This is a genomic window from Phenylobacterium sp. (assembly GCF_031984885.1).
Lineage (GTDB): Bacteria > Pseudomonadota > Alphaproteobacteria > Caulobacterales > Caulobacteraceae > Phenylobacterium.
In genome coordinates this window covers 698,808-718,725 of record NZ_DAMABV010000001.1, presented here as the reverse complement: position 1 = coordinate 718,725, position 19,918 = coordinate 698,808, and the positions used below count along the sequence as shown (strand labels likewise).

19 protein-coding genes are annotated in these 19,918 nt (G+C 70.1%); 9 read left to right on the top strand and 10 right to left on the bottom strand.

Annotation, left to right across the window (positions count from 1 at the left end; translation table 11 throughout):
- Positions 1 to 60: 60 nt before the first annotated feature.
- The 4 genes from RTL41_RS03445 to RTL41_RS03430 all read right to left on the bottom strand — a co-directional run bounded on the left by RTL41_RS03445 (position 61) and on the right by RTL41_RS03430 (position 4,296).
- Positions 61 to 720, bottom strand: a complete 660-nt coding sequence (locus RTL41_RS03445) for a glycine zipper 2TM domain-containing protein (RefSeq protein WP_312161336.1) — start codon at positions 718 to 720, stop codon at positions 61 to 63.
- Between the two features lie 433 nt (positions 721 to 1,153).
- A complete protein-coding gene (locus tag RTL41_RS03440; RefSeq protein ID WP_312161335.1) occupies positions 1,154 to 3,274 on the bottom strand; it encodes a M3 family metallopeptidase in 2,121 nt (706 codons plus the stop codon).
- Positions 3,275 to 3,358: 84 nt separating this feature from the next.
- Entirely contained in the window at positions 3,359 to 4,018 is a 660-nt protein-coding gene (locus RTL41_RS03435) for a TetR/AcrR family transcriptional regulator (protein WP_312161333.1), read from the bottom strand.
- 14 nt (positions 4,019 to 4,032) lie between these two features.
- A complete protein-coding gene (locus tag RTL41_RS03430; protein WP_312161330.1) occupies positions 4,033 to 4,296 on the bottom strand; it encodes a hypothetical protein in 264 nt (87 codons plus the stop codon).
- A 222-nt stretch (positions 4,297 to 4,518) separates the two neighbouring features.
- Here RTL41_RS03430 and RTL41_RS03425 point away from each other — a divergent pair, with 222 nt between their 5' ends.
- Positions 4,519 to 5,370: an aspartate/glutamate racemase family protein gene (locus tag RTL41_RS03425; protein WP_312161379.1), complete on the top strand. Its 852-nt coding sequence runs from the start codon at positions 4,519 to 4,521 to the stop codon at positions 5,368 to 5,370.
- 13 nt (positions 5,371 to 5,383) lie between these two features.
- Entirely contained in the window at positions 5,384 to 5,908 is a 525-nt protein-coding gene (locus RTL41_RS03420) for an ATPase (protein ID WP_312161328.1), read from the top strand.
- 3 nt (positions 5,909 to 5,911) lie between these two features.
- On the opposite strand, the gene RTL41_RS03415 is transcribed toward RTL41_RS03420, so the two are convergent.
- Entirely contained in the window at positions 5,912 to 6,607 is a 696-nt protein-coding gene (locus tag RTL41_RS03415) for a pyridoxamine 5'-phosphate oxidase family protein (RefSeq protein ID WP_312161327.1), read from the bottom strand.
- Positions 6,608 to 6,704: 97 nt separating this feature from the next.
- Between RTL41_RS03415 and RTL41_RS03410 the strand changes: the two genes are divergently transcribed.
- Positions 6,705 to 8,156 (top strand): PLP-dependent aminotransferase family protein, encoded by a 1,452-nt coding sequence (locus RTL41_RS03410; protein WP_312161325.1) that lies wholly within the window; start codon positions 6,705 to 6,707, stop codon positions 8,154 to 8,156.
- 12 nt (positions 8,157 to 8,168) lie between these two features.
- On the opposite strand, the gene RTL41_RS03405 is transcribed toward RTL41_RS03410, so the two are convergent.
- From RTL41_RS03405 to RTL41_RS03395, 3 genes are all read right to left on the bottom strand, one after another.
- On the bottom strand, positions 8,169 to 8,753 hold the full coding sequence (locus RTL41_RS03405; RefSeq protein WP_312161323.1) for an NUDIX domain-containing protein: 585 nt from the start codon (positions 8,751 to 8,753) through the stop codon (positions 8,169 to 8,171).
- An 85-nt stretch (positions 8,754 to 8,838) separates the two neighbouring features.
- The gene (locus RTL41_RS03400) at positions 8,839 to 9,375 is read right to left on the bottom strand and encodes a carboxymuconolactone decarboxylase family protein (RefSeq protein WP_312161321.1); all 537 of its coding nucleotides are present in this window, start codon (positions 9,373 to 9,375) and stop codon (positions 8,839 to 8,841) included.
- A gap of 187 nt (positions 9,376 to 9,562) precedes the next feature.
- Positions 9,563 to 10,117, bottom strand: coding sequence for a peroxiredoxin (locus RTL41_RS03395; RefSeq protein WP_267233706.1), 555 nt, complete (start codon positions 10,115 to 10,117; stop codon positions 9,563 to 9,565).
- A 121-nt stretch (positions 10,118 to 10,238) separates the two neighbouring features.
- On the opposite strand from RTL41_RS03395, the gene RTL41_RS03390 reads away from it, so the two are divergent.
- The 3 genes from RTL41_RS03390 to RTL41_RS03380 all read left to right on the top strand — a co-directional run bounded on the left by RTL41_RS03390 (position 10,239) and on the right by RTL41_RS03380 (position 12,108).
- On the top strand, positions 10,239 to 11,138 hold the full coding sequence (locus RTL41_RS03390) for a hydrogen peroxide-inducible genes activator (protein WP_312161318.1): 900 nt from the start codon (positions 10,239 to 10,241) through the stop codon (positions 11,136 to 11,138).
- 86 nt (positions 11,139 to 11,224) lie between these two features.
- Positions 11,225 to 11,806, top strand: a complete 582-nt coding sequence (locus tag RTL41_RS03385; protein WP_312161316.1) for a PadR family transcriptional regulator — start codon at positions 11,225 to 11,227, stop codon at positions 11,804 to 11,806.
- A 14-nt stretch (positions 11,807 to 11,820) separates the two neighbouring features.
- Positions 11,821 to 12,108: a DUF2218 domain-containing protein gene (locus RTL41_RS03380; protein ID WP_312161315.1), complete on the top strand. Its 288-nt coding sequence runs from the start codon at positions 11,821 to 11,823 to the stop codon at positions 12,106 to 12,108.
- Between the two features lie 28 nt (positions 12,109 to 12,136).
- Here the strand turns inward: RTL41_RS03380 and RTL41_RS03375 are convergent, their stop codons facing one another.
- Positions 12,137 to 13,210 carry a phytase gene (locus RTL41_RS03375; RefSeq protein WP_312161313.1) on the bottom strand — a complete coding sequence of 358 codons (1,074 nt, stop codon included), beginning with the start codon at positions 13,208 to 13,210 and terminating at the stop codon, positions 12,137 to 12,139.
- Between the two features lie 122 nt (positions 13,211 to 13,332).
- Between RTL41_RS03375 and RTL41_RS03370 the strand changes: the two genes are divergently transcribed.
- Positions 13,333 to 15,546, top strand: a complete 2,214-nt coding sequence (locus RTL41_RS03370; RefSeq protein WP_312161311.1) for a TonB-dependent receptor — start codon at positions 13,333 to 13,335, stop codon at positions 15,544 to 15,546.
- Between the two features lie 56 nt (positions 15,547 to 15,602).
- Here the strand turns inward: RTL41_RS03370 and RTL41_RS03365 are convergent, their stop codons facing one another.
- Positions 15,603 to 17,609: a prolyl oligopeptidase family serine peptidase gene (locus RTL41_RS03365; protein WP_312161310.1), complete on the bottom strand. Its 2,007-nt coding sequence runs from the start codon at positions 17,607 to 17,609 to the stop codon at positions 15,603 to 15,605.
- Positions 17,610 to 17,745: 136 nt separating this feature from the next.
- On the opposite strand from RTL41_RS03365, the gene dapF reads away from it, so the two are divergent.
- Positions 17,746 to 18,573 carry a diaminopimelate epimerase gene (gene dapF / locus RTL41_RS03360; protein WP_312161309.1) on the top strand — a complete coding sequence of 276 codons (828 nt, stop codon included), beginning with the start codon at positions 17,746 to 17,748 and terminating at the stop codon, positions 18,571 to 18,573.
- Complete coding sequence (mtaB, locus tag RTL41_RS03355; RefSeq protein ID WP_312161307.1) at positions 18,570 to 19,886, top strand: tRNA (N(6)-L-threonylcarbamoyladenosine(37)-C(2))-methylthiotransferase MtaB; 1,317 nt, start codon at positions 18,570 to 18,572, stop codon at positions 19,884 to 19,886. The genes dapF and mtaB overlap by 4 nt, the downstream gene beginning before the upstream one ends.
- Positions 19,887 to 19,918 lie beyond the last annotated feature (32 nt).

Genomic DNA, 19,918 nt, shown 5'->3' with positions numbered 1-19,918 from the left:
AAACGCCGTCCTCAGAGACCTAACAGCCCCAAAAACTCAACTGACTTGATGACACTCCGATCAGCTCTGCACCACCCATTGCCCGTCCGCGCCCTTGCAGGCGGTGTGGCGGGAGGTTTCCGGGGCGCCGCCCTGGGTGCGGATGGTCTGGTCGAAGGTGCGGCAGACCGAATTGCCGCCGGCGTACTGATCGCCGCCCGAGGGGCGCACGACGGTGTCGGAGACATAGCCGATCGCCATGCCGTCGCGGCCGGCCAGCAGCCAGGGCGTGCCGCTGACCCGGGCCAGGGCGTCGAACCCCTGGCCGCCGCCGCCCCCGCCGTTCGAGGTCGAGACCACGCGGACGTCGCCGGAGGCGCCGGTCTCGGGGTTGGACCAGGATTGCGAGCCGCCGCGATCGAGGGCGTATTCGGCCGCGGCCTGGGCCTTCTGCTGGTCGCTGCGCTGCATGCGGCAGCCGATGTAGGAGCCGGCCGCCGCGCCGGCGGCGGCGCCGAGCACGGCGCCCAGCGTGCGTTCGTTCTTGGCGAGGTTGCTGCCGACCACGCCGCCGACCAGGCCGCCGATGACGGCGCCGCCGGCCTGTTTGTCGCCGCCGGCGTCGCAGCCGAAGATCGAGGAGAGCGGGCTGCCCTGGCGCAGGGTCGGCTGGGCGCCGGCGGCGGCGGGAAGGGCGAGAGCGACGGCCACGACGGCCGCGGTGACTTGCGAGGGACGCATGATGTTTTCCTGGCGCGGCCCCTGGAGCGGGGCGAACAAGCTGCGCCGGAAAAATGCGCGCGCTGCCGGTTCCGTTCCATCCCCGGGCGCCATCAACAATTGTATCGGCTGAATAGTTGCTCCCCCGCTGGGGGAGCTGTCGGCCGAAGGCGGGACTTGCTGACTCAACAGACCCCCACCCGTCTCGCCGCTTCGCGGCGATCCACCTCCCATGAAGGGGAGGGTGGGCGCATATGGCGCTTGCGGGCTTGCCCCTATCCTTTGATCGTCATCCCCGGCCGCGCATGCGTGTCGGGGATCCATACACGCCGAGGGTCTTCGGCTGAACTCGGTGTCCATGGATGGCCGGGACCTGACGGCCCGGCCATGACGAGCCATGGGGAAAATCCATGTGCGATCCACCCTCCCCCAGCGGGGGAGGAGCTGATCAGCGTCACGTCGTCGGGAAGCCCTTGTCGCGGAGGTAGGCCGTCACGTCGACGTCGCGGCCCATCAGGTTGCGATAGGCGATGGCCGGGTCGATGGAGTTGCCGACGCTCATGACGTTGTCGTGCAGCTTCTTCGCCATGGCCTTGTCGTACATGCCGCCGGGCGAATGCTGGAAGGCGTCGACGACGTCGAGGGCCAGGGTCTCCGACCACAGGTAGCTGTAGTAGCCGGCCGAATAGCCGTCGGAGGCGAAGACGTGGCCGAACTGCGGGGTGCGGTGGCGCATCACCACCTCGCTGGGCATGCCGAGCTTGGCCAGTTCGTCGCGCTCGAAGGCGTCGGGGTCGATGTCGGCACCGCCGGCCAGGTGCAGCTTCATGTCGATCAGGGCCGAGGACAGGTATTCGGTGACGTCGAAGCCCTGGCGGAAGGTCTTGGCCTTTTCCAGCTTGTCGACCAGGTCCTGCGGGATCGGGGCGCCGGTCCTGTGGTGCAGGGCGAAGCGGCTCAGCACCTCCTTGGTCGGCAGCCAGTGCTCGTTGATCTGGCTGGGGAACTCGACATAGTCGCGCGGCACGGCGGTGCCGGCCAGCGAGGGATAGTTCACGTCGGAGTTCAGGCCGTGGATGGCGTGGCCGAACTCGTGGAACATGGTCTCGGCGTCGTCCCAGGACAGCAGCACCGGCTCGCCCGGCGCGCCCTGCACGAAGTTGGAGTTGTTCGAGACGATCGTGGTGACCGGCCCGGCGAACTTCTCCTGGGTCCGGTAGGCGTTCATCCAGGCGCCCGAGCGCTTGCCCTGGCGGGCATAGGGATCGAAGTACCAGAGGCCGACGTGCTGGCCGCCCTTCCTGACCTCCCAGACGCGGATGTCGGGGTGGGCGACGGGGATGTCGGCGACCTGCACGAACTCGAAGCCGTAGACCTGGCCGGCGGCCCAGAACATGCCCTCGCGCAGCTTCTCGAGCTGCATGTACGGCTTGATCTGGTTCATATCGAGGTCGTAGCGGGCGGCGCGGACCTTCTCGGCGTAGTAGCGGTAGTCCCAGGGCTCGATCCGGATGCCGGCCTTTTCCCTGTCGGCGATCGCCTGCATCTCGGCGACCTCTTCCTTGACCCGCGCGACCGCCGAGGGCCACACGCGGGTCATCAGCTCCATGGCCGCGTCCGGCGTCTTGGCCATGGCGTTCTCGAGCCGCCAGTGGGCGTGGGTCGGATAGCCCAGAAGCTGGGCGCGCTCGAAGCGCAGCTTCAGGATCTTGCGGATGGTGGCGTTGTTGTCCTTGGCGTCGCCGTTGTCGCCGCGGCTGTAATAGGTGCGCCAGACCTTCTCGCGCAGGTCGCGGCGGTTCGAATAGGTCAGGAACGGGTCCATCGACGAGCGGGTGTTGAGGATCGCCCATTCGCCCGGCTTGCCGCGGCTCTCGGCTGCGGCCGCGGCGGCGGCGCGGATGTCGTCGGGCAGGCCGGCCAGCTCGCTCTCGGTGCGCAGGTAGAGGACGTAGTCGGTCTCGTCGGCCAGCAGGTTCTGGCTGAAGCTGGTGAACAGGCCGGCCAGCTCCTGGTTGATCTGGGCGACGCGCTTCTTGGCGGTCGGCGACAGCTTGGCGCCGGCGCGCACGAAGCGGTTCCAGTAGAGCCAGGTCAGGCGCTGCTGCTCAGGCGTCAGCCCGGCGCGGTCGTTGTAGACGGCCTCGATGCGCTTGAAGAGCTTCTCGTTCTGCAGGGTCTCGTCGCCGTGGGCGGCGAGCTTGGGGTTCAGCACCTTTTCCTGGGCGCGCAGCTCGGGGTCGGAGAGGGTCGAGGACCAGACGCCGCCGAACATGCCGACCCGGTTCATCAGGTCGCCGGAGCGTTCCAGCGCCGCGATGGTGTTGTCGAAATCGGGCGGCGTGGGGTTGTTCGCGATCGCGTCGATCTCGCTGCGCTCGGTCTTCATGGCCAGGTCGAAGGCGGCCGGGAAGTCGGCGACCTTGACCTTGTCGAAGGCCGGGACGCCGCCGAACGGGCCGGTCCAGGCGGCGGTCAGGGCGTTGGCGGCCGCGCCCTGCGCAACGGCGGCGGCCGGGAGGGCCGAGGCGGCGGCGATCGCGCCGGAAGCGGCCAGGAACGTGCGCCGTTGCATGAGAACTCCAGTGAAGCTTGACCCGAGGCCGGCACCTTAGGGTCAAGTTCCCGGGCCGTCACATGACGGGCTTGTAATGTGACGTCAGGCCGCGTCGAGGACGGCCTGGATCTCCAGGGCGACGCCGGCGGCCTCGCGGCTCGTGGCCAGCGCGGTCTCGTAGCGCAGGCCGCAGGCGGTCAGCACCAGGGCGACCACCTGGACGGCGTGCTCGGGGCTGGAAAGGCCCATCAGGATGTCGCGCTGGACCATGCGGCTGGCGCCGAACACCAGGGTGCGGACCGCGGCCGGGTCCATGTCGCGGAACTCGCCCTGCGAGACGCCCTCGTAGAACATCAGGTCGAGATTGGCCTCCAGCATCGGCGTGCGCTCCACGCGCGAGCCGTCCAGGCGCAGCATCATCCAGCCCCAGGCCGGGTCGCGGCTGACCGACAGCAGGTAGCTGTGCAGGCGGGTGGCCAGCCGCAGCGACACCGACATGCTGGCCGGCAGCCGGGCGTCGAGGACCTCGGTCAGGGCCGAGATGATCTTGCGGCTCACCGCCCGCAGCAGGTCCTCGGCGGTGGGGAAGTAGTTGTAGAAGGTCCCGCGGGAGACCTGGGCGGCGGCCACGAAGTCCTCGATCGAGCAGGCGTCGGGGCCCTTCTCGCCGATGACCGCGATCGCGGCGTCGAGCAGGCGTTCGCGCGTCTGCGCCTTGCGCTGCTCGGCCGCCGCGGCCCGGGCCTCGAGATTGACCCGCATGGGACGCCGGGGGGTCAGGCGGCCTCGGGGAGGTACTGGCGCACCGCATTGGCGGCGGCGAGGGAGAGGGGATCGCTCTGGCGTTCCAGCACGTCGATCTCGTGCTCCAGGGCGGCGGTGATCTCGCGGTGGGCGAGGGGCGAGAGTTCGAGCAACGCACGGGTGGCGGCGCGCGACAGGGCGAGCGCGGTGGCGAGGTCGACGTCGACGCCGATCTGCCAGGTCGGCGACGGGACGTCGGGCTTGTTCGGGTCGGGGGCGCGGGCGGGGAGGGCCATGGCTTTCGGTTTTTTCGGATCCAGGTTGGCGGCGACGCTGAGGAAAAAGAAAAACCCACGGCCGGCCTGCGTCTCGGGCCGTCCGCTGGAAATACACACCACAACTGCAACGCTTGGACTGACAGATATGTCAGCCTGACAATAATGTCAATTTGAAATTCCGAAGTTCGGCGAACACCCGCCCGCATGGACGCCGGCCGCGGGCGCGGCTACATCCTGGGCATGGCCATTGGCGTCTTCGATTCAGGCGTGGGCGGGCTCTCCGTGCACCGCGCGCTCGTGCAGCGGCTGCCGCAGGCCGACTTCATCTATCTGGGCGACCAGGCCAACGCGCCCTATGGCGGGCGCACCGGCGAGGAGATCGTCGACCTGACCCGCGCCGGCTGCGAGCAGTTGTTCGACCTGGGCTGCGACCTGGTGGTGCTGGCCTGCAACACCGCCTCGGCGATCGCGCTGCGGCGGCTGCAGCAGACCTGGCTGCCCGGCTATCGCCAGGCCCTGGGCCGGCCGGTCAACGTGCTGGGCATCATCGTCCCGACCATCGAGGCGGCGACCGGCATGCCCTGGGAGCACGAGGCCGAGCGCCGCGGCGACAAGGTCGAGAAGCTGGACGTGCTGGCGGTGTTCTGCACCCCCGCCACCGCCCGCTCCCGCGTCTACGAGATCGAGATCGACAAGCGCCGACAGGACGTGGCGGTGTTCGCCGAGCCCTGCCCCGACCTGGCGCGGATGATCGAGAACGGCGCCGGCGCGGTCGAGCTGGCCAAGGCGGTCGAGGCGCACGTGGCGGCGGTGACGACGCGGGTGGGCCGCGCGCCCGACCGCGCGATCCTCGGCTGCACCCACTACGAGATCATCGCCGACATCTTCCGGACGGCGCTGAAGCCCGGCACGCCGCTGATCCACCAGCCGCAGGCCGCCGCCGACGCGCTGGAAACCTACCTCGCCAAGCACCCGGAATACCGCACGGGCGAGGACGGCGGGCGGCGGTTCATCACCACCGGCGAGCCCGGGGCGCAGAACATGCTGGTTGAGACTTTTTGGGGAGGCCCGCTAAGCTTCGAAAAGGCTTAGGGAGGCCAAGGTCATGAAAAGGCTTGGGATCATCGTCGCGGCGACGCTGGTGGCGGGGGCCGCGCGCGCCGAGGTCGCCGACCAGGGGCCGGCCGGGTTCCAGATCCGCCACGTCGTCGAGATCGCCGCGCCGCCGGCCAGGGTCCGCGCCGCCGCGCTGGACATCGGCAAGTGGTGGAGCAGCAGCCACACCTATTCGGGCGACGCGAAGAACCTGTCGATCGACGCGTCGGGCTGCTTCTGCGAGACGCTGCCCGACGGCCTGGTGCGGCACATGAGCGTCGTCTACTCCGCGCCGGACGCCCTGCGCATGGCCGGCGGGCTCGGCCCGCTGGCGACGACCGGCGCGTCCGGACATCTGGGCCTTGCGTTCGGCAAGGCGGCCGATCCGGACAGGACCCTGCTGACCCTCACCTACGACGTCGGCGGCTACGCCAGGGGCGGGCTGGCCCAGACCTGGGCCGGGCCGGTCGACGGCGTCCTGGGCGAACAGGTCGCGCGGCTGAAGGCCCATGTCGAGACCGGCAAGGCGCCATAGCCGCTATTCCCGCGCCGCCTGCGCCAGCACCGCGTCCAGCCGGGCGCCCGGCGCGTAGAGGCGCAGGCTGGGCGAGAGCGCTGCGCCGGCGCTCTGCACCGCGTCGGCCATCGGCGCGCCCAGCCGGGTCTCGATCGGGATCACCCCGCTCCAGGCGCCCCAGTCCTCGTCGCCCGGCAGGCGGTTGACCCCGGCGTCGCGCTGCTTGGCGCTGGCCTCCTCGATGGTCATCTCGACCAGGCCGATCTGCAGGACCTCCTGGTCGCTGGCCGGCCGCAGCTCGGCCGAGCGCCCGGGATAGAGCCGGTCGATGAAGGCCTCCATCGCCGCGCGCCGGGCGGCCAGCCCCTCGATCAGCCGGGCGCGGCCGAAGACCATCGCCGAGCGGTAGTTCATCGAGTGGGCGATGCCCGAGCGGGCCAGGACCAGGCCGTCCATGTGGCTGACCGTGACGCAGACCGGCAGGCCGCCGGCCTGGGCCTTGATCACCCGGCTGGCCGCCGAGCCGTGCCAGTAGAGCTTGCGCCCCTCGCGCCAGTAGGTGGTCGGGGTGACGAAGGGCTGGCCGTCGATGACGTAGCCGACGTGGCAGAGCAGGCCGGCGTCGAGGACGGCGAAGACCTCGGCCTCGTCATAGGCGGCGCGGTCGGGCTTGCGCCGGGCGCGGGACCGGGGCGTCGGGGTGAAGGCGTCGGTCATCGAAGGGTCCTTTCGTCCCCTGACTAGAGCCGATCTGGTCTGTGCTGAAGGTCCGCTATGCGATAGATGGCCAGACCACTTGCGGGCGGAGCCAAGGATGAGCTGGGCCGAAATCTATCCGTGGCGCGGGCCGCAGGCGGGCGAGCCGGTGATCCGCCAGATCTACGACCAGGTGCGCGGGGCGATCATGCAGAGCGCCCTGAAGCCGGGCGACCGGCTGCCGTCCAGCCGCGACTTCGCTCGCCGGCTGGGGGTGGCGCGGGCCTCGGTGGTGGCGGCCTACGACCTGCTGCTGGCCGAGGGCTATGCGGTCGGGCGGCCCGGATCGGGCACCTATGTCTCGACCGACCTCTCCGGCGTCGCCGAGTTGAAGCCGGTGGCGGACGCGGCCCCGCGCTCGCCGTCGGTGCTGCCCGAGCGCGTGCGCGACCTGGACGAGGTGGTGTTGCCGCCGCCGCAGGCCGACCAGCGGCTGTTCACCTCCGGCCGCACCCTGCTGGACGCCCGGGCGATGGACGCCTGGGCGCGCTCGACGCGGCGGGCGCTGCGGACCCTGGGGCCCGTGCACTTCGGCTATTCCGACCCGCGCGGAGATACAGAGCTGCGGGCGGCGATCTGCGACTACCTGCGGGCCGCCCGCGGGGTGATCTGCGAGCCCGACCAGGTGATCGTCACCGCCGGCGCCCAGCACGCGGTCGACATCGCCGCCCGGGTGCTGCTCAAGCAGGGCGACCGGGTCTGGATGGAGGACCCCGGCTATCCGGCCACCCGCCACGCCCTGGCGGCGATGGGCGCCGACATCTTCCATGCGCCGGTGGACCGCTCGGGGATCGTGGTCGCCGCCGGGGTGGAGGCGGCGGCGGACGCGCGCGTGGCCTTCGTCACCCCCTCGCATCAGTATCCGCTCGGCATGACGCTCTCGATGGGCCGGCGGATGGAGCTGCTGGCCTGGGCGCGGGCCGCCGGGGCGTGGATCGTCGAGGACGACTACGCCTCGGAGTTCCGCTATTCCGGCCCGCCGCTGGAATCCCTGCAGGGCCTCGATGGCGGCGAGCGGGTGATCTATGTCGGCACCCTCAACAAGGCGCTCTTTCCGGGCCTGCGCATGGGCTATCTGGTGGCGCCGCGGCCGCTGGCCTCGGCCCTCGTCAACGCCCGACAGCTCATGGACCGCCAGCCGCCGACCCTGACCCAGGCGATCGTGCTGGACTTCATCCGCGAGGGGCAGTTCGCCGCCCACATCCGCCGCCGGCGCCTGGCCTACAAGGCCCAGCGCGACGCCCTGGCCGCGGCGCTGGAGGCGCAGCTCGGCCACCTGCTGGAGGTCGACGTTCCCGACCAGGGCATGACCCTGATCGCCTATCTGAAAGGCGAGGCGTCCGACCTGGAGGCCGAGGACGCCGCCGCCCGCGGCGGGATCAGCGTGCGGGCGATCAGCCGGCTCTATCGCCAAGCCGAGCCAAGGCAGGGGCTGATGCTGGGCTTCTCCGGCTTCCCGGAGCGGATGATGGCCGGCGGCGTGGCGCGGCTGGCGCGGGCGCTGGGATGACCGATGCTGAGCCTAGCGCCCGAAGATGTTCAGCGCCGCGTACTGCAGCAGGATGATGGTCTTGGCGTCGGCGACGGCGCCGCTCTCGATCATGGCCATGGCCTGGTCGAAGGGCAGCTCCAGCACCTCGATCTCCTCGCCCTCGGTCTCCAGCCCGCCGCCGGCGCCGACCCGCATGGCCGCGTCGTACTCGGCCACGAAGAAGTGCAGCTTCTCGGTCACCGAGCCGGGGCTCATGAAGCACTCGAAGATCTTGCGGATCTCGCCCAGCCGGTAGCCGGTCTCCTCCTCGACCTCGGCGCGGATGCGCTGCTCGGGGGAGGCGTCGTCGAGCAGGCCGGCGGGGGCCTCGACCAGCAGGTCGTCGCAGCCGTTCACATAGGCGGGATAGCGGAACTGCCGGGTCAGGATGACGGTGCGGGCGGCCAGGTTGTAGGGCAGCAGGGCCGCGCCGTTGCCGCGGTCGTAGGTCTCGCGGCTCTGGGTCTGCCAGGTCCCGTCCGCCCGGCGCCAGTCGAAGGTCGTGACCTTCAGCACGTACCAGTTGTCGGACAGCAGGCGCACGTCGCGCACGCGGATGCGATCTGACACGGACATGGGCGCCTCCTGGGTCGGAGGCGGCATTCGGAGACGATTCCGCCCGCCTGGCTATGGGCCGGGCGGGCGGAAGGTCCTATTGGTCCTAGGACGCCGCGGCGGCCTCGGCGGCGACCACGCGGCTGACCGCGTTGACCACCGCGCCGATGCGCAGGGCGGCCTGGATCGCGGTGTTCGGAACGCCGTGCTTCTTCAGCTCGGACTCGTGGGCGTCCAGGCACATGCCGCAGCCGTTGATGGCCGAGACGGCGGTGGACCACAGCTCGAAATCGACCTTCTCGACGCCCGGATTGGCCAGGATGTTCATCCGCAGCTTGGCCGGCAGGGTCTTGTACTCGGGGTTGGTGAGCAGGTGCAGCGAGCGGTAGTAGACATTGTTCATGCCCATGATCGCGGCGGCGGCCTTGGCGGCGGTCGCGGCCTCGGCCGAGAGGCCGGCGGCGGCGGCGGCGGCGTCGACCGCCTTGATCACGGCCGGCGTGCCGACGGCGTGGGCCGAGGCGACGAAGGTCCCCCACTTCTGCTGGTCGCTCAGCAGGGTCTCGGCGGCCAGGCTCGACAGGTTGAGGCTGAGGTCCTTGGCGTAGGCGGGCAGCGTCTCGCGCAGGGCGTCGAGCGACATGGCAATCTCCAAACTTCAGGCGCACGGAAGCGTCCGCCAGTCTCGGCGACGCCCACGCTCAGATAAAGGGGGCAGGCTCAGATAAAGGGGAAAGAGGCGTCCGGGAGGCGCGGGGAGATCGCGCGCTCCCGGACAATGACGGCGCAAAGGGGCGGATGCTGCGACCCGCCCGATCGCTGGAGAGACTTTACGCCGCCAGGGTCTCGCCGCCGACCGCGCGGTTGCACGGGCAGAGTTCGTCGGTTTGCAGCGCGTCGAGGACGCGCAGGGTGTCGGCCGGGGCGCGGCCCACGTTCAGGTTGGTCACGTAGACGTGCTGGACGACGTTGTGCGGGTCGACCACGAAGGTGGCGCGCAGGGCCACGCCTTCGTCTTCGTTGAGGACGCCGAGGGCGCGGGCGAACTTGCCGCTGTTGTCGGCGAAGTTCCAGATGGCCAGGCTGTTCAGGTCCGGGTGCTCACGGCGCCAGCCGAGCTTGGAGTGCTCGTTGTCGGTCGAACCGCCGAGCACGACGGCGTCGCGCTCTTCGAACTGCGGGTTCAGGCGGGCGAACTCGGCGATCTCGGTCGGGCAGACGAAGGTGAAGTCCTTCGGGTAGAAGAAGATGACCTTCCACTTGCCGGGGAACGATTCGTTGGTGACGGTTTCGAACGCGCTTTCGCCGTTTTCTTCGTGACGGTTGAACTTCGGCTTCACGCCGACGACCTTGAATTCCGGAAGCTTTTCACCAACGCCGAGCATAGATCTCTCCAAGTGATTTGAACTGGTCGGCCGAAGCCGTGCCGATGGGATAGTGCTGCGCTGCACAAAAGGCCAATCGATAGTTTCTGGATTTTGGATAGATAATTCCTATCATTGATCCATGAGCCTCCCGACCCTCCGACAACTGCAATATCTCAAGCTCCTCGCCGAGCATGGATCCTTCGGCCGCGCCGCCGACGCCGCCCACGTGACCCAGCCGACCCTGTCGGCCGGAGTGCAGGAGCTGGAGAAGATCCTCGGCGGCCCGGTGGTGGACCGCGCGCGCTCGGGCGTGATCCTGACCGCGGTCGGCGAGGTGGCGCTGAGCAAGGCCACCACCATCCTCAACGAGGCCGAGGAAATGGTGCAGTCGGCCCGCAACGCCGGCCAGCCGCTGACCGGGCGTTTCCGGCTGGGGGTGATCCCGACGGTGGCGCCGTTCCTGCTGCCCAAGGCGCTGCCGCTGCTGCGCACGCGCTTTCCCAAGCTGCGGCTCTATCTGCGCGAGGACCTGACCCACCGGCTGATCGGGCTGCTCAAGGCCGGCCAACTCGACGCGGCGCTGATCGCCCTGCCCTACGACATGGCCGGCCTGGCCCACGCCCATGTCGCCAATGACGAGCTGCTGGCCGCCCTGCCCGGCAGCCATCCGCTGGCGCATGAGCTGGAGGCCCCGCCATCGGCCCTGGAGACCGACGACCTGATCCTGCTGGAGGACGGCCACTGCCTGCGCGACCACGCCCTGGCGGCCTGCGGGCTCAAGCCGCCCAAGGCCACCGGCGAGGAGGAGGCCTTCGCCGCCACCTCGCTGCCGACCCTGGTGCAGATGGTCGGCTCGGGCCTGGGGGTGACCTTCCTGCCGGCCATGGCGGTGGCGGCGGGCCTGACCGATGCGGCCGACGTGGCTGTGATGCCGCTGAAGGCCGACCACCCCAGCCGCGAGATCGTCGTCGCCTGGCGGGCCGGATCCAGCCGCGCGGCCGAAGGCCGGCTGCTGGCCGAGACCCTGCGCGGCGCCTGAGCCGCTAAAAACATCTAAGATATATCTTGAACTTCGATCCAGCCGCGATATATCTGCGAAATAGACATATCTGAATAGGATCTAAAATGCATCGACATCATAACTGGAAGGCTCATCGCGAGCATCGAGGCCGCGGTCCCTTCGGCGCCGGCTTCGGCCGTGGCGGCGAACACTGGGGCGGCCGCGGCCGTCATGGCGGCGGCCCGCGCATCGGACGCCTGCTGGAGCACGGCGACCTGCGCTTCGTCATCCTGGCGCTGCTGAAGGACAAGCCGAGCCACGGCTACGAACTGATCCGCGCCCTCGAGGAGCGCACCGGCGGATCGTACCGCCCGAGCCCCGGGGTGATCTATCCGACCCTCAGCCTGCTGGAAGACGAAGGTTTCGCCCGCCAGACCGGCGCCGAGGGCGGCCGCAAGGCCTATGAGATCACCGAGACCGGCCTGGAAGCCCTGGAGCGGAACAAGCCGGCGGTCGACGCCGTTTTTGCTCGGCTGGACGAGGCGGCGGAATCCTCGCCGCGGTCTTCGCCCCGGGTGGCCCGGGCCATGCAGAACCTGGCCATGGCCCTGCGGGTCAAGCTCTCGGGCGAAAAGCCGACCGACTCTCAGGTGGACGCGATCGTCGCGGCCATCGACGAAGCCGTCGCCAAGATCGAGAAGGCCTGAACATGGAGGCCGTCATGAAATCGAGCGCTACGGTCCCGACCGCCAACGCCGGTCGCTACATGGTGCAGCTCTGCAAGCACTTCGGGCACAAGGTCCCGGCCGAGTGGAACGACCACGAGGGCAAGATCACCTTCGAGATGGGCGAGGCCGCGCTGCGGGCCGCCCCCGAGACCTTGATGCTGGTCGCCCAGGCGGGCGATCTGGAAAGCCTCAGCCGCCTGGAAAAGGTGATGGACAGCCACCTGAAGCGCTTCGCCTTCCGCGAGCCGGACATGGCCGTGGAGTGGCGGCGCGGGGCGTGAGGCGAGCTGAGCCCCCGGGGACCCAAGGTCAGTTCAGCTCCAACGCCGCCTTCACCGCGCGCCAGTCGACCAGCTTGAAGTTCTGGCGCGCGCGGGCGCCGGCGGTGGTTTCGCCGTCGGTGTCGGAGTCGTCCTGCACCACGATCAGGCCCTCGGGAAACGCCCCGACCCGGCCGCCCAGCGCCGCCAGGCCGTCGGTGCCGGTGACCGCGTCGGCCCCGGCCCCCGGAACCACCGAGAAGCGGCCGGCATAGGCTGGCTCGGCCCCGTCCACCCGCCAGACGGCGAAGGCGCTGTCGCCCTGGCTGGAGGCCAGCAGGTAGGTGGCCGCGCCCTCGCGCAGCAGGGTCAGCCCCTCGACGTCGGGCTTGAGGATTTCCGACGGGGCGCCGGCCAGCAGGGTCCGGTCCGCCCCGGCCGCCGGGTCCAGGCCGTAGCGCCAGATCCCCTTGGCCTCCTCGGCTACGTAGAGCACGCCGGCGGCGTCATCGACGACGCAGCCTTCCGACTGCGAGCCCACCGCAAAGCTGCGAGTGAGCCGGGCGGCGGGCTGGCCGCCCTGGTCGGTGACCGTGAACTGGGCGACGTCGCCGTCCTTGCCGACCATCACCGCGACGGTGTCGCCGCCCAGGCGGCCCATGCAGAAGCCGTAGGGCTCGCTGACCTTGACCGGCGTGCGGCCCCAGGGCGTGACGTTCAGGCTGTCGGGATCGAGCAGGAAGAAGGCGATGGCGCTGCGGCCGCGGTCGCTGGCCCCGATCAGCACCTGGGCCTTGCCGCCCACGGCGAAGCCGTCGCGCAGGTCGACATTGTTCAGCGGCCCCTCGGCCAGGAACTGAAGGTCCCCGCCCGCCAGGTCGTAGACATAGAGCCCGGCCTGCTTGTCGGTGCCGAGGATCACGCCGCGCGAGGGATCGCGCGGATCGGCCCAGATCTCCGGATCGTCGGCGGCGTCGCGGACCTTGGTGCCGACCGCGGCGGTCTCGCCCGCGGCGGGTACGGGCGTCCCGGTCCCCAGGGCCATGCCGGCCGAGTCCGAGACGCTCTCGGGGTCGAGGGCGGCGCATCCGATGGCCAGGGATGAAATTGCGACGATCGTCACAAAACTGAAAATATTCTGCTTAGAAACCGTCACTAGCCCCGCTCCGCGCGCAAGATATATCCCCTGCGCTGCAAATCATGCTGCGCGGGGCCGGTCAACCGTCCCGCCTGTCGGGGGACCCCATGACGCGACTCACTCTGCTTGCTTGCGCGGCGGCGGCGCCGCTTGCGCTGGCCGCCGCGCCCGCCTTGGCCGACGACGCGGCCGAGGCCACGTCGGTGGCCGAACTGATCGTCACCGGCGAGATCGCCTTCCGCGACCGCACCGACGACGTGAACCCCACCCTCGCCTACGACCTCGACTACTTCCAGCGGTTCGAGCCGGTGTCCGTGGGCGAGATGCTCAAGCGCGTGCCGGGCGTGACCTTCACCTCCGACGTCCTGGAGTTCGACGGCGTCTCCATGCGCGGCCTGCCGCCTGGCTACACCCAGGTGCTGATCAACGGGCGGCGCGCGCCGGGCGGGGAGGGCGACCGCAGCTTTTTCGTCGACCGCATCCCGGCCGAGCTGGTGGAGCGGATCGAGATCATCCGCAGCCCCCGCGCCGACCAGCCGAGCGACGGCATGGCCGGCTCGCTGAACGTGGTGCTGAAGGAGGGCGCGACCCTCACGGGCGGCTTCGTGAAGGCCGGGGCGCTGATCAACGAGGACGGCAAGGCCCGCCCCTCCGGCGCCATCGCCTATGCCGGCGCCACGGCCAGCGGCGACACCACCTACTGGGCGGGGCTCAACTACCAGGGCCGCCGCAACCCGAAGAAGAAGGTCAGCTATCGCTACGAGGGCGAGTTCGCGGACTTCGACAATGTCGAATACCAGTCCGACACCCGCGACGGCGTCGACATCTCGGCCAATGGCGAGATCGCCCACCGGTTCGCGACCGGCCGGCTGCGGCTCTCGGGCCTGGTCGTCGACACCGACCGCGACGAGGACGAGACCTCGCTGGTCTATGAGGCGCTGCCGCGCGGCGACTTCGACGAGTTCGAGATCCAGGCCGAACGCATCCGGCAGCGCACCTACGCCCTCGACCTGGACGGCGAGTTCGAGGTCGGGCCGGGCAAGCTGGGCTTCGACCTCGGCTGGTCGCGCTACGACGAGAAGACCCGCGGGAGCGTCGACGTCGGCGGCGAGGAGGACTTCTCCGACCGCGAGCTGGACGAGTATGTCGAGCTCGACATCGACGACCAGGAATGGGGCGCCGGCGCCTATTACAAGTGGAAGTCGGACTTCGTGGAGCTGAAGGCCGGCCTCGACTGGCTGAAGAAGACCCGCGACGGCTCGGAGATCGAGTTCGACATCGACGACGGCGTGGTCGGCGATCCCGATCCGGAACCCGGCGCGGTCTACAGGATCAAGGAACGCCGGATCGATCCCTATGTGCGGCTGACCTTCCAGCCTTCCGCCCGGTGGACCTTCGACGCGGGCCTCCGCTACGAGACCACCCGGCGCGAGGTCGAGAGCGACCTGGGCTCGGTGTCGAACGACGCCAAGGAGCTCAATCCCTCGCTGCACGCCACCTTCCGGCCGACGGACGTCGACCAGTTCCGCGCCTCGATCGCGCGCACCGTGCGGCGGCCCGACTACGGCCTGCTGGCTCCCTATGTGGCCGAGGAGGAGCCGGCCGACGACGACGACCTGCGCGGCAATCCCAACCTCGACAACGAGACCGCCTGGGGCGTCGACATCGGCTACGAGCGCCGTCTCGGCGCCCGCGGCGTCGTCGGGATCAATTTCTTCTATCGCGACGTGAAGGACCTGATCGACCTGGTCGCCACCAGCGAGGTGTCGTCCTCGGGGCTCGGCCGCATCTATGAGCCGCGCAACATCGGCTCGGGCAAGACCTACGGCGTCGAGATCGACCTCTCGACGCCGCTGGATGTTATCGGCCTGCCCAACACGGGCGTGTTCTTCAACTACACCTGGCTGGAGAGCGAGGTGACGGACCCCTTCACCGGCCAGGACCGCCCGTTCACCAACCAGCCGAGCTATGTCTACAACGTCGGCTTCGTGCATACCGTGCCGAGCTGGAACGCCAGCTTCGGCGCCAGCCTCTACGACCGCGACATGGGCTATGAGTCGGGCCTCGACGAGGAGGTCACGGTGGACTACGGCGCCGACCTCGAGGCCTTCGTCGAGAAGCGCTTCGGCGACCGCTACGTGGTGCGCCTGGCGGCGATGAACCTGCTGGACAAGGAAAAGCGCGAGACCTTCCGCAGCTTCGACGGCGACTCGGTCGACGAGATCCTCGCCAACCGCCTCGCCCGCGACGTGGCCGAGAGCGAGCGGGAGCGCGAGCGCTCGGGCGTGCTCTACCAGATCACCTTCCGCGCGGCGTTCTGACGCCGGCGGATCGGCTTTAGATGCTCCCGCCCAGAGGGGGGAGCATCTAAAGCGTCTCAGTCCATCAGCTTCTGGGCCAGGTAGACATAGTGCCGGGCCCAGCGCCTGGCGTTCATCTCCGGGTCGGCGTCGTTGGAGTGGCCGCCGAAGGTGTTCTCGAAATAGAGGTAGGGGTAGCCGAGCGCTTCCAGCTTGGCCGCGAACTTGCGGGCGTGGCCGGGGTGCACGCGGTCGTCGCGGGTGTTCGTGGTGACGTAGGGCTCGGGATAGGCCTGGCCGGGCTTGAGGTTCAGGTAGCCGTCGTAGCGGGCGATGAAGGCGTGGTCCTCGGCTACGTCGGGGTCGCCGTACTCGCCGATCCACGAGGCCCCGGCCGAGAGCTTGTGGTAGCGCAGCATGTCGACCAGCGGGCTCTCGACCACCACGGCGTTCCAGAGCTCCGGATGCTGGGTCATCGAGACGGTGGTCAGCACTCCGCCGTTGGAGCGGCCGTAGATGCCCAGGCGCCGGGCCGAGGTGATCTTGCGCGCCTCCAGGTCGCGGGCCACCGCGGCGAAGTCGTCGAAGGCGAGCTGGCGCTTCTCGCGCAGCACCGACTGGTGCCAGGCCGGCCCGAACTCGCCGCCGCCGCGGATGTTGGCGATGACGTAGGCGCCGCCGCGCTCCAGCCAGATCTTGCCCATCTCGGGGATGTAGACCGGCGGCTTGGCGACTTCGAAGCCGCCATAGCCGTACATGATCGTCGGGATCGAGCCGTCCAGTCTGGCCGCCTTCGGGCGGACCACGAAATAGGGGATCGGGGTCCCGTCGGACGAGGTCGCCCAGAACTGGTCCACCTGGTCCTGGCCGGCGTCGAAGCGGGCCGGCAGCGACTTGAGCTTCCGGGCCTTGCCGGTGGCGCCGTCGGCCAGCCACAGGCTCGAGGGCGTCAGGAAGCCCTCGGCCCCGACGAACAACTGGTCGTCCTTGCCGGAGGTCGAGACGATGCTCAGGGTCTCGCCCTTCGGCAGGGCCAGGCGCCGCGCGGTCCACTGGCCGTTCCTGAGGCCGTAGACGTCGACCGCGCCCTTGACGTCCTCCAGCAGCTCGACCGCCAGCAGGCCGCGGGTGTCGGCGATGCTCTGGATCGCCTGGCTCGGGCCGGGCTGGAAGACCAGGGCGGGCCTGGCGGCCAGGTCCCGCGGATCGTAGGCGATCAGCGCCCCGGAGTCGAAGCCGTTCCAGGCCTCCTGCAGGGTGAAGATCATCCGGCCGGCGACATAGGCCTGGAACTGGGCCTTCTTCGGCAGGGCGACCGGGGTCAGCTTGCCCTCGACATAGAGGCTGTATTCGGACTCGAAGAAGCTGACGCCGCGCTGGATCAGCACGCCCTCGGCCTTGCCGCCCTCGCCGCGCAGCACGGCGGCGTTGGCCCAGACGTCGGACTTCTGGCCGCGGAAGATCTCGGTCGCCTCGCCCGAGCGCTTCAGGATCTTGACCACGTTGGCGTAGCCGGAGGCGGTGACCTCGCCGGGCGTCCATTCGCGCCAGGCGACCAGGGTGTCGCGGTCGATCCACTCGGCCCCCTGCTTGCCCTCGGGCGAGCGGAAGCCGCCCTCGACGAAGGTCCTGGTCGCGGTGTCGAACTCGCGCAGCTCGACCGCGTCGCCGCCGCCGTTCGACAGGCGCACCAGGCACAGGGTCTCGTCCGGCTTCAGGCAGGCGGCGCCCTTCCAGAACCAGTTGCGGCCCTCGTCACTGGCGAGTTTGTCGATGTCGAGGACGACCTCCCAGGCCGGCGCGGCCGTGCGGTAGGAGGCCAGGCTGGCATGGCGCCAGACGCCGTGGGTGTTGGTCGCGTCCTGCCAGAAGTTGTCGACGCCGCCGGCCCGGAAGGCCGGCTTCGCAATCCGGTCGGTGGCGGTGAAGATCGCGCGGCCCTCGGCCAGGAAGGTCTGGTAGCGGCCGTCGCCCTCCAGCCGCGCCGTGGTCCTGGCGTTCTGCGCCTCGACCCAGGTGATCGCCCGGGGGCTGTCGATGTCTTCGAGCCAGATGAAGGGATCGGCGGCGGGGCTCTCAGCCATGGCCGCCGGCGCGGAAAGAAGGGCGCCTGCGAGCGCCGCCGTAACAAGTTTCATGGGCGTTACGCATAGCGTCCGGGCCGGGTGCTGTCTCGCGCAAGGTGATCGCGCTGCAATTCTCGCCTATATAGCCCCGGCCATGAGCCGTCCGTTCCTGAAGATGAACGGGCTCGGCAACGACTTCGTCGTGGTCGAGGCCCGCACCGCCCCCTTCGCGCCCACCGCGGAGGAGGTGCGCGCGATCGCCAGCCGCGAGCGCGGGATCGGCTGCGACCAGCTTGTCTCGATCGAGCCCTCCAGCCAGGCCGACGCCAAGGTCCGCTTCTGGAACGCCGACGGCGAGGAGGTCGGGGCCTGCGGCAACGCCAGCCGCTGCGTCGGCTGGCTGCTGATGGAGGCCTCGGGCCGCGACCAGGCGGTGATCGAGACGAGAGGCGGCCTGCTGACCGCCGCCCGCGCCGGCGACAAGGTCGTCAGCGTCGACATGGGCGAACCTGGCCTCGACTGGCGGCAGATCCCGCTGGAAGAGGAGATGGACACCCGCGGCATAGAGCTGCAGGTCGGCCCCATCGACGATCCGATCCTGCACACGCCGGGCTGCGTCTCGATGGGCAATCCGCACGTGGTGTTCTTCGTGGCCGACGCCGAGACCGCGCCGGTTGTCCAGGTCGGGCCGATGATCGAGCATCACCGCCTGTTCCCCGAGGGCGTCAATGTCGGCTTCGCCCAGATCGTCGGCCGCGACCGCATCCGGCTGAAGGTCTGGGAGCGCGGGGCGGGCCTGACCCGCGCCTGCGGCACGGGCGCCTGCGCGGCGCTGGTCGCCGCATACCGGCGCGGCCTGGTCGAGCGCAAGGCGACCCTGGTGCTGGACGGCGGCGAGCTGGTCATCGAATGGCGCGAGCGCGACGGCCACGTGATCATGACCGGCCCCGCCCAGGTGGACTTCACCGGGACCCTGCCATGAGCGCCGGGCGCGACATCGCCGAAGACGGCTTCGCGGTCGTCCCGCGGACGGCGCCGGCCGATGCGCGCGGGGTCGACATCGTCACCTTCGGCTGCCGCCTCAACGCCTATGAGAGCGAGGTCATCCGCGCGCGCGCGGCGGAGGACGGGCTGGAGAACGCCATCGTCTTCAACACCTGCGCGGTCACCAACGAGGCCGTGCGCCAGGCCCGCCAGGCGATCCGCAAGGCGCGGCGCGAGAACCCCGGCGCCAAGCTGATCGTCACCGGCTGCGCGGCCCAGATCGATCCGGCCGCCTTCGCCGCCATGGCCGAGGTGGACCTGGTGCTGGGCAACGCCGAGAAGTCCCAGGCCGGCGCCTATGCCGAGCGGCTTCCCGAGGGCAAGGTCCGCGTCAACGACATCATGAGCGTGCGCGAGACCGCCGGCCACCTGATCGACGGGCTGAAGGATCGCGCCAGGGCCTATGTCGAGGTCCAGAACGGCTGCGACCACCGCTGCACCTTCTGCATCATCCCCTATGGCCGCGGGAACTCGCGGTCGGCCGCCGCCGGCGAGGTGGTCGAGCAGGTCCGCAAGCTGGCGGCCCAGGGCTATCAGGAAGTGGTGCTGACCGGCGTCGACGTCACCAGTTGGGGCGCCGACCTGCCCGGCCAGCCGACCCTGGGCCAGCTTGTCGCGCGGATCCTGAAGCTGGTCCCGGGCCTGCCGCGCCTGCGGCTGTCGTCGATCGACGCGGCCGAGATCGACCCGGACCTGATGCGGGTGCTGGCCGAGGACCCGCGGCTGATGCCCTATCTGCACCTGTCGCTGCAGGCCGGCGACGACATGATCCTCAAGCGCATGAAGCGCCGCCACAGCCGCGCCGACGCCCTGAAGCTGGTCGCCGAGGTGCGCGCCGTGCGCCCCGACGTCGCCTTCGGCGCCGACCTGATCGCCGGCTTCCCGACCGAGACCGAGGAAATGTTCGAGAACACCCTGGCGCTGGTCGAGCAGGCGCAGCTCTCGTTCCTGCACGTCTTTCCGTTCAGCCCTCGGCCGGGCACCCCGGCGGCGCGGATGCCGCAGTTGCAGCGCCCGGTGATCAAGGAGCGCGCCGCGCGCCTGCGCGCGGCCGGCGAGGCGGCCCTGACCCGCCACCTGGAGCGCCAGGTCGGCCGCACGCTGGCGGGCCTGGTCGAGCGCCCGGGCGTGGCGCGGGCCGAGGACTTCACCGAGATCGCCTTCGAGGGCGAGGCGCCGGTCGGGTCGGTGGCGGCGCTGCGCGTCCACGGCCACGATGGGATGAGGGCGCTGGCCCGGACCCCCGCCTAGATCGTCATGGCCGGGCCGCCCGGCCATCCATA

What these genes read in the sequence shown, in the direction of transcription:
- RTL41_RS03410 (WP_312161325.1), top strand. Translation starts at nt 6,705, where the DNA reads ATGAGCTGGGCCGAAATCTATCCGTGGCGCGGGCCGCAGGCGGGCGAG.
- mtaB (WP_312161307.1), top strand. Translation starts at nt 18,570, where the DNA reads ATGAGCGCCGGGCGCGACATCGCCGAAGACGGCTTCGCGGTCGTCCCG.
- RTL41_RS03425 (WP_312161379.1), top strand. Translation starts at nt 4,519, where the DNA reads ATGGCCATTGGCGTCTTCGATTCAGGCGTGGGCGGGCTCTCCGTGCAC.
- RTL41_RS03400 (WP_312161321.1), bottom strand. Translation starts at nt 9,375, where the DNA reads ATGTCGCTCGACGCCCTGCGCGAGACGCTGCCCGCCTACGCCAAGGAC.
- RTL41_RS03380 (WP_312161315.1), top strand. Translation starts at nt 11,821, where the DNA reads ATGAAATCGAGCGCTACGGTCCCGACCGCCAACGCCGGTCGCTACATG.
- RTL41_RS03385 (WP_312161316.1), top strand. Translation starts at nt 11,225, where the DNA reads ATGCATCGACATCATAACTGGAAGGCTCATCGCGAGCATCGAGGCCGC.
- RTL41_RS03405 (WP_312161323.1), bottom strand. Translation starts at nt 8,753, where the DNA reads ATGTCCGTGTCAGATCGCATCCGCGTGCGCGACGTGCGCCTGCTGTCC.
- RTL41_RS03440 (WP_312161335.1), bottom strand. Translation starts at nt 3,274, where the DNA reads ATGCAACGGCGCACGTTCCTGGCCGCTTCCGGCGCGATCGCCGCCGCC.
- RTL41_RS03445 (WP_312161336.1), bottom strand. Translation starts at nt 720, where the DNA reads ATGCGTCCCTCGCAAGTCACCGCGGCCGTCGTGGCCGTCGCTCTCGCC.
- RTL41_RS03430 (WP_312161330.1), bottom strand. Translation starts at nt 4,296, where the DNA reads ATGGCCCTCCCCGCCCGCGCCCCCGACCCGAACAAGCCCGACGTCCCG.
- RTL41_RS03370 (WP_312161311.1), top strand. Translation starts at nt 13,333, where the DNA reads ATGACGCGACTCACTCTGCTTGCTTGCGCGGCGGCGGCGCCGCTTGCG.
- RTL41_RS03395 (WP_267233706.1), bottom strand. Translation starts at nt 10,117, where the DNA reads ATGCTCGGCGTTGGTGAAAAGCTTCCGGAATTCAAGGTCGTCGGCGTG.
- RTL41_RS03365 (WP_312161310.1), bottom strand. Translation starts at nt 17,609, where the DNA reads ATGGCTGAGAGCCCCGCCGCCGATCCCTTCATCTGGCTCGAAGACATC.
- RTL41_RS03415 (WP_312161327.1), bottom strand. Translation starts at nt 6,607, where the DNA reads ATGACCGACGCCTTCACCCCGACGCCCCGGTCCCGCGCCCGGCGCAAG.
- RTL41_RS03390 (WP_312161318.1), top strand. Translation starts at nt 10,239, where the DNA reads ATGAGCCTCCCGACCCTCCGACAACTGCAATATCTCAAGCTCCTCGCC.
- RTL41_RS03420 (WP_312161328.1), top strand. Translation starts at nt 5,384, where the DNA reads ATGAAAAGGCTTGGGATCATCGTCGCGGCGACGCTGGTGGCGGGGGCC.
- RTL41_RS03435 (WP_312161333.1), bottom strand. Translation starts at nt 4,018, where the DNA reads ATGCGGGTCAATCTCGAGGCCCGGGCCGCGGCGGCCGAGCAGCGCAAG.
- dapF (WP_312161309.1), top strand. Translation starts at nt 17,746, where the DNA reads ATGAGCCGTCCGTTCCTGAAGATGAACGGGCTCGGCAACGACTTCGTC.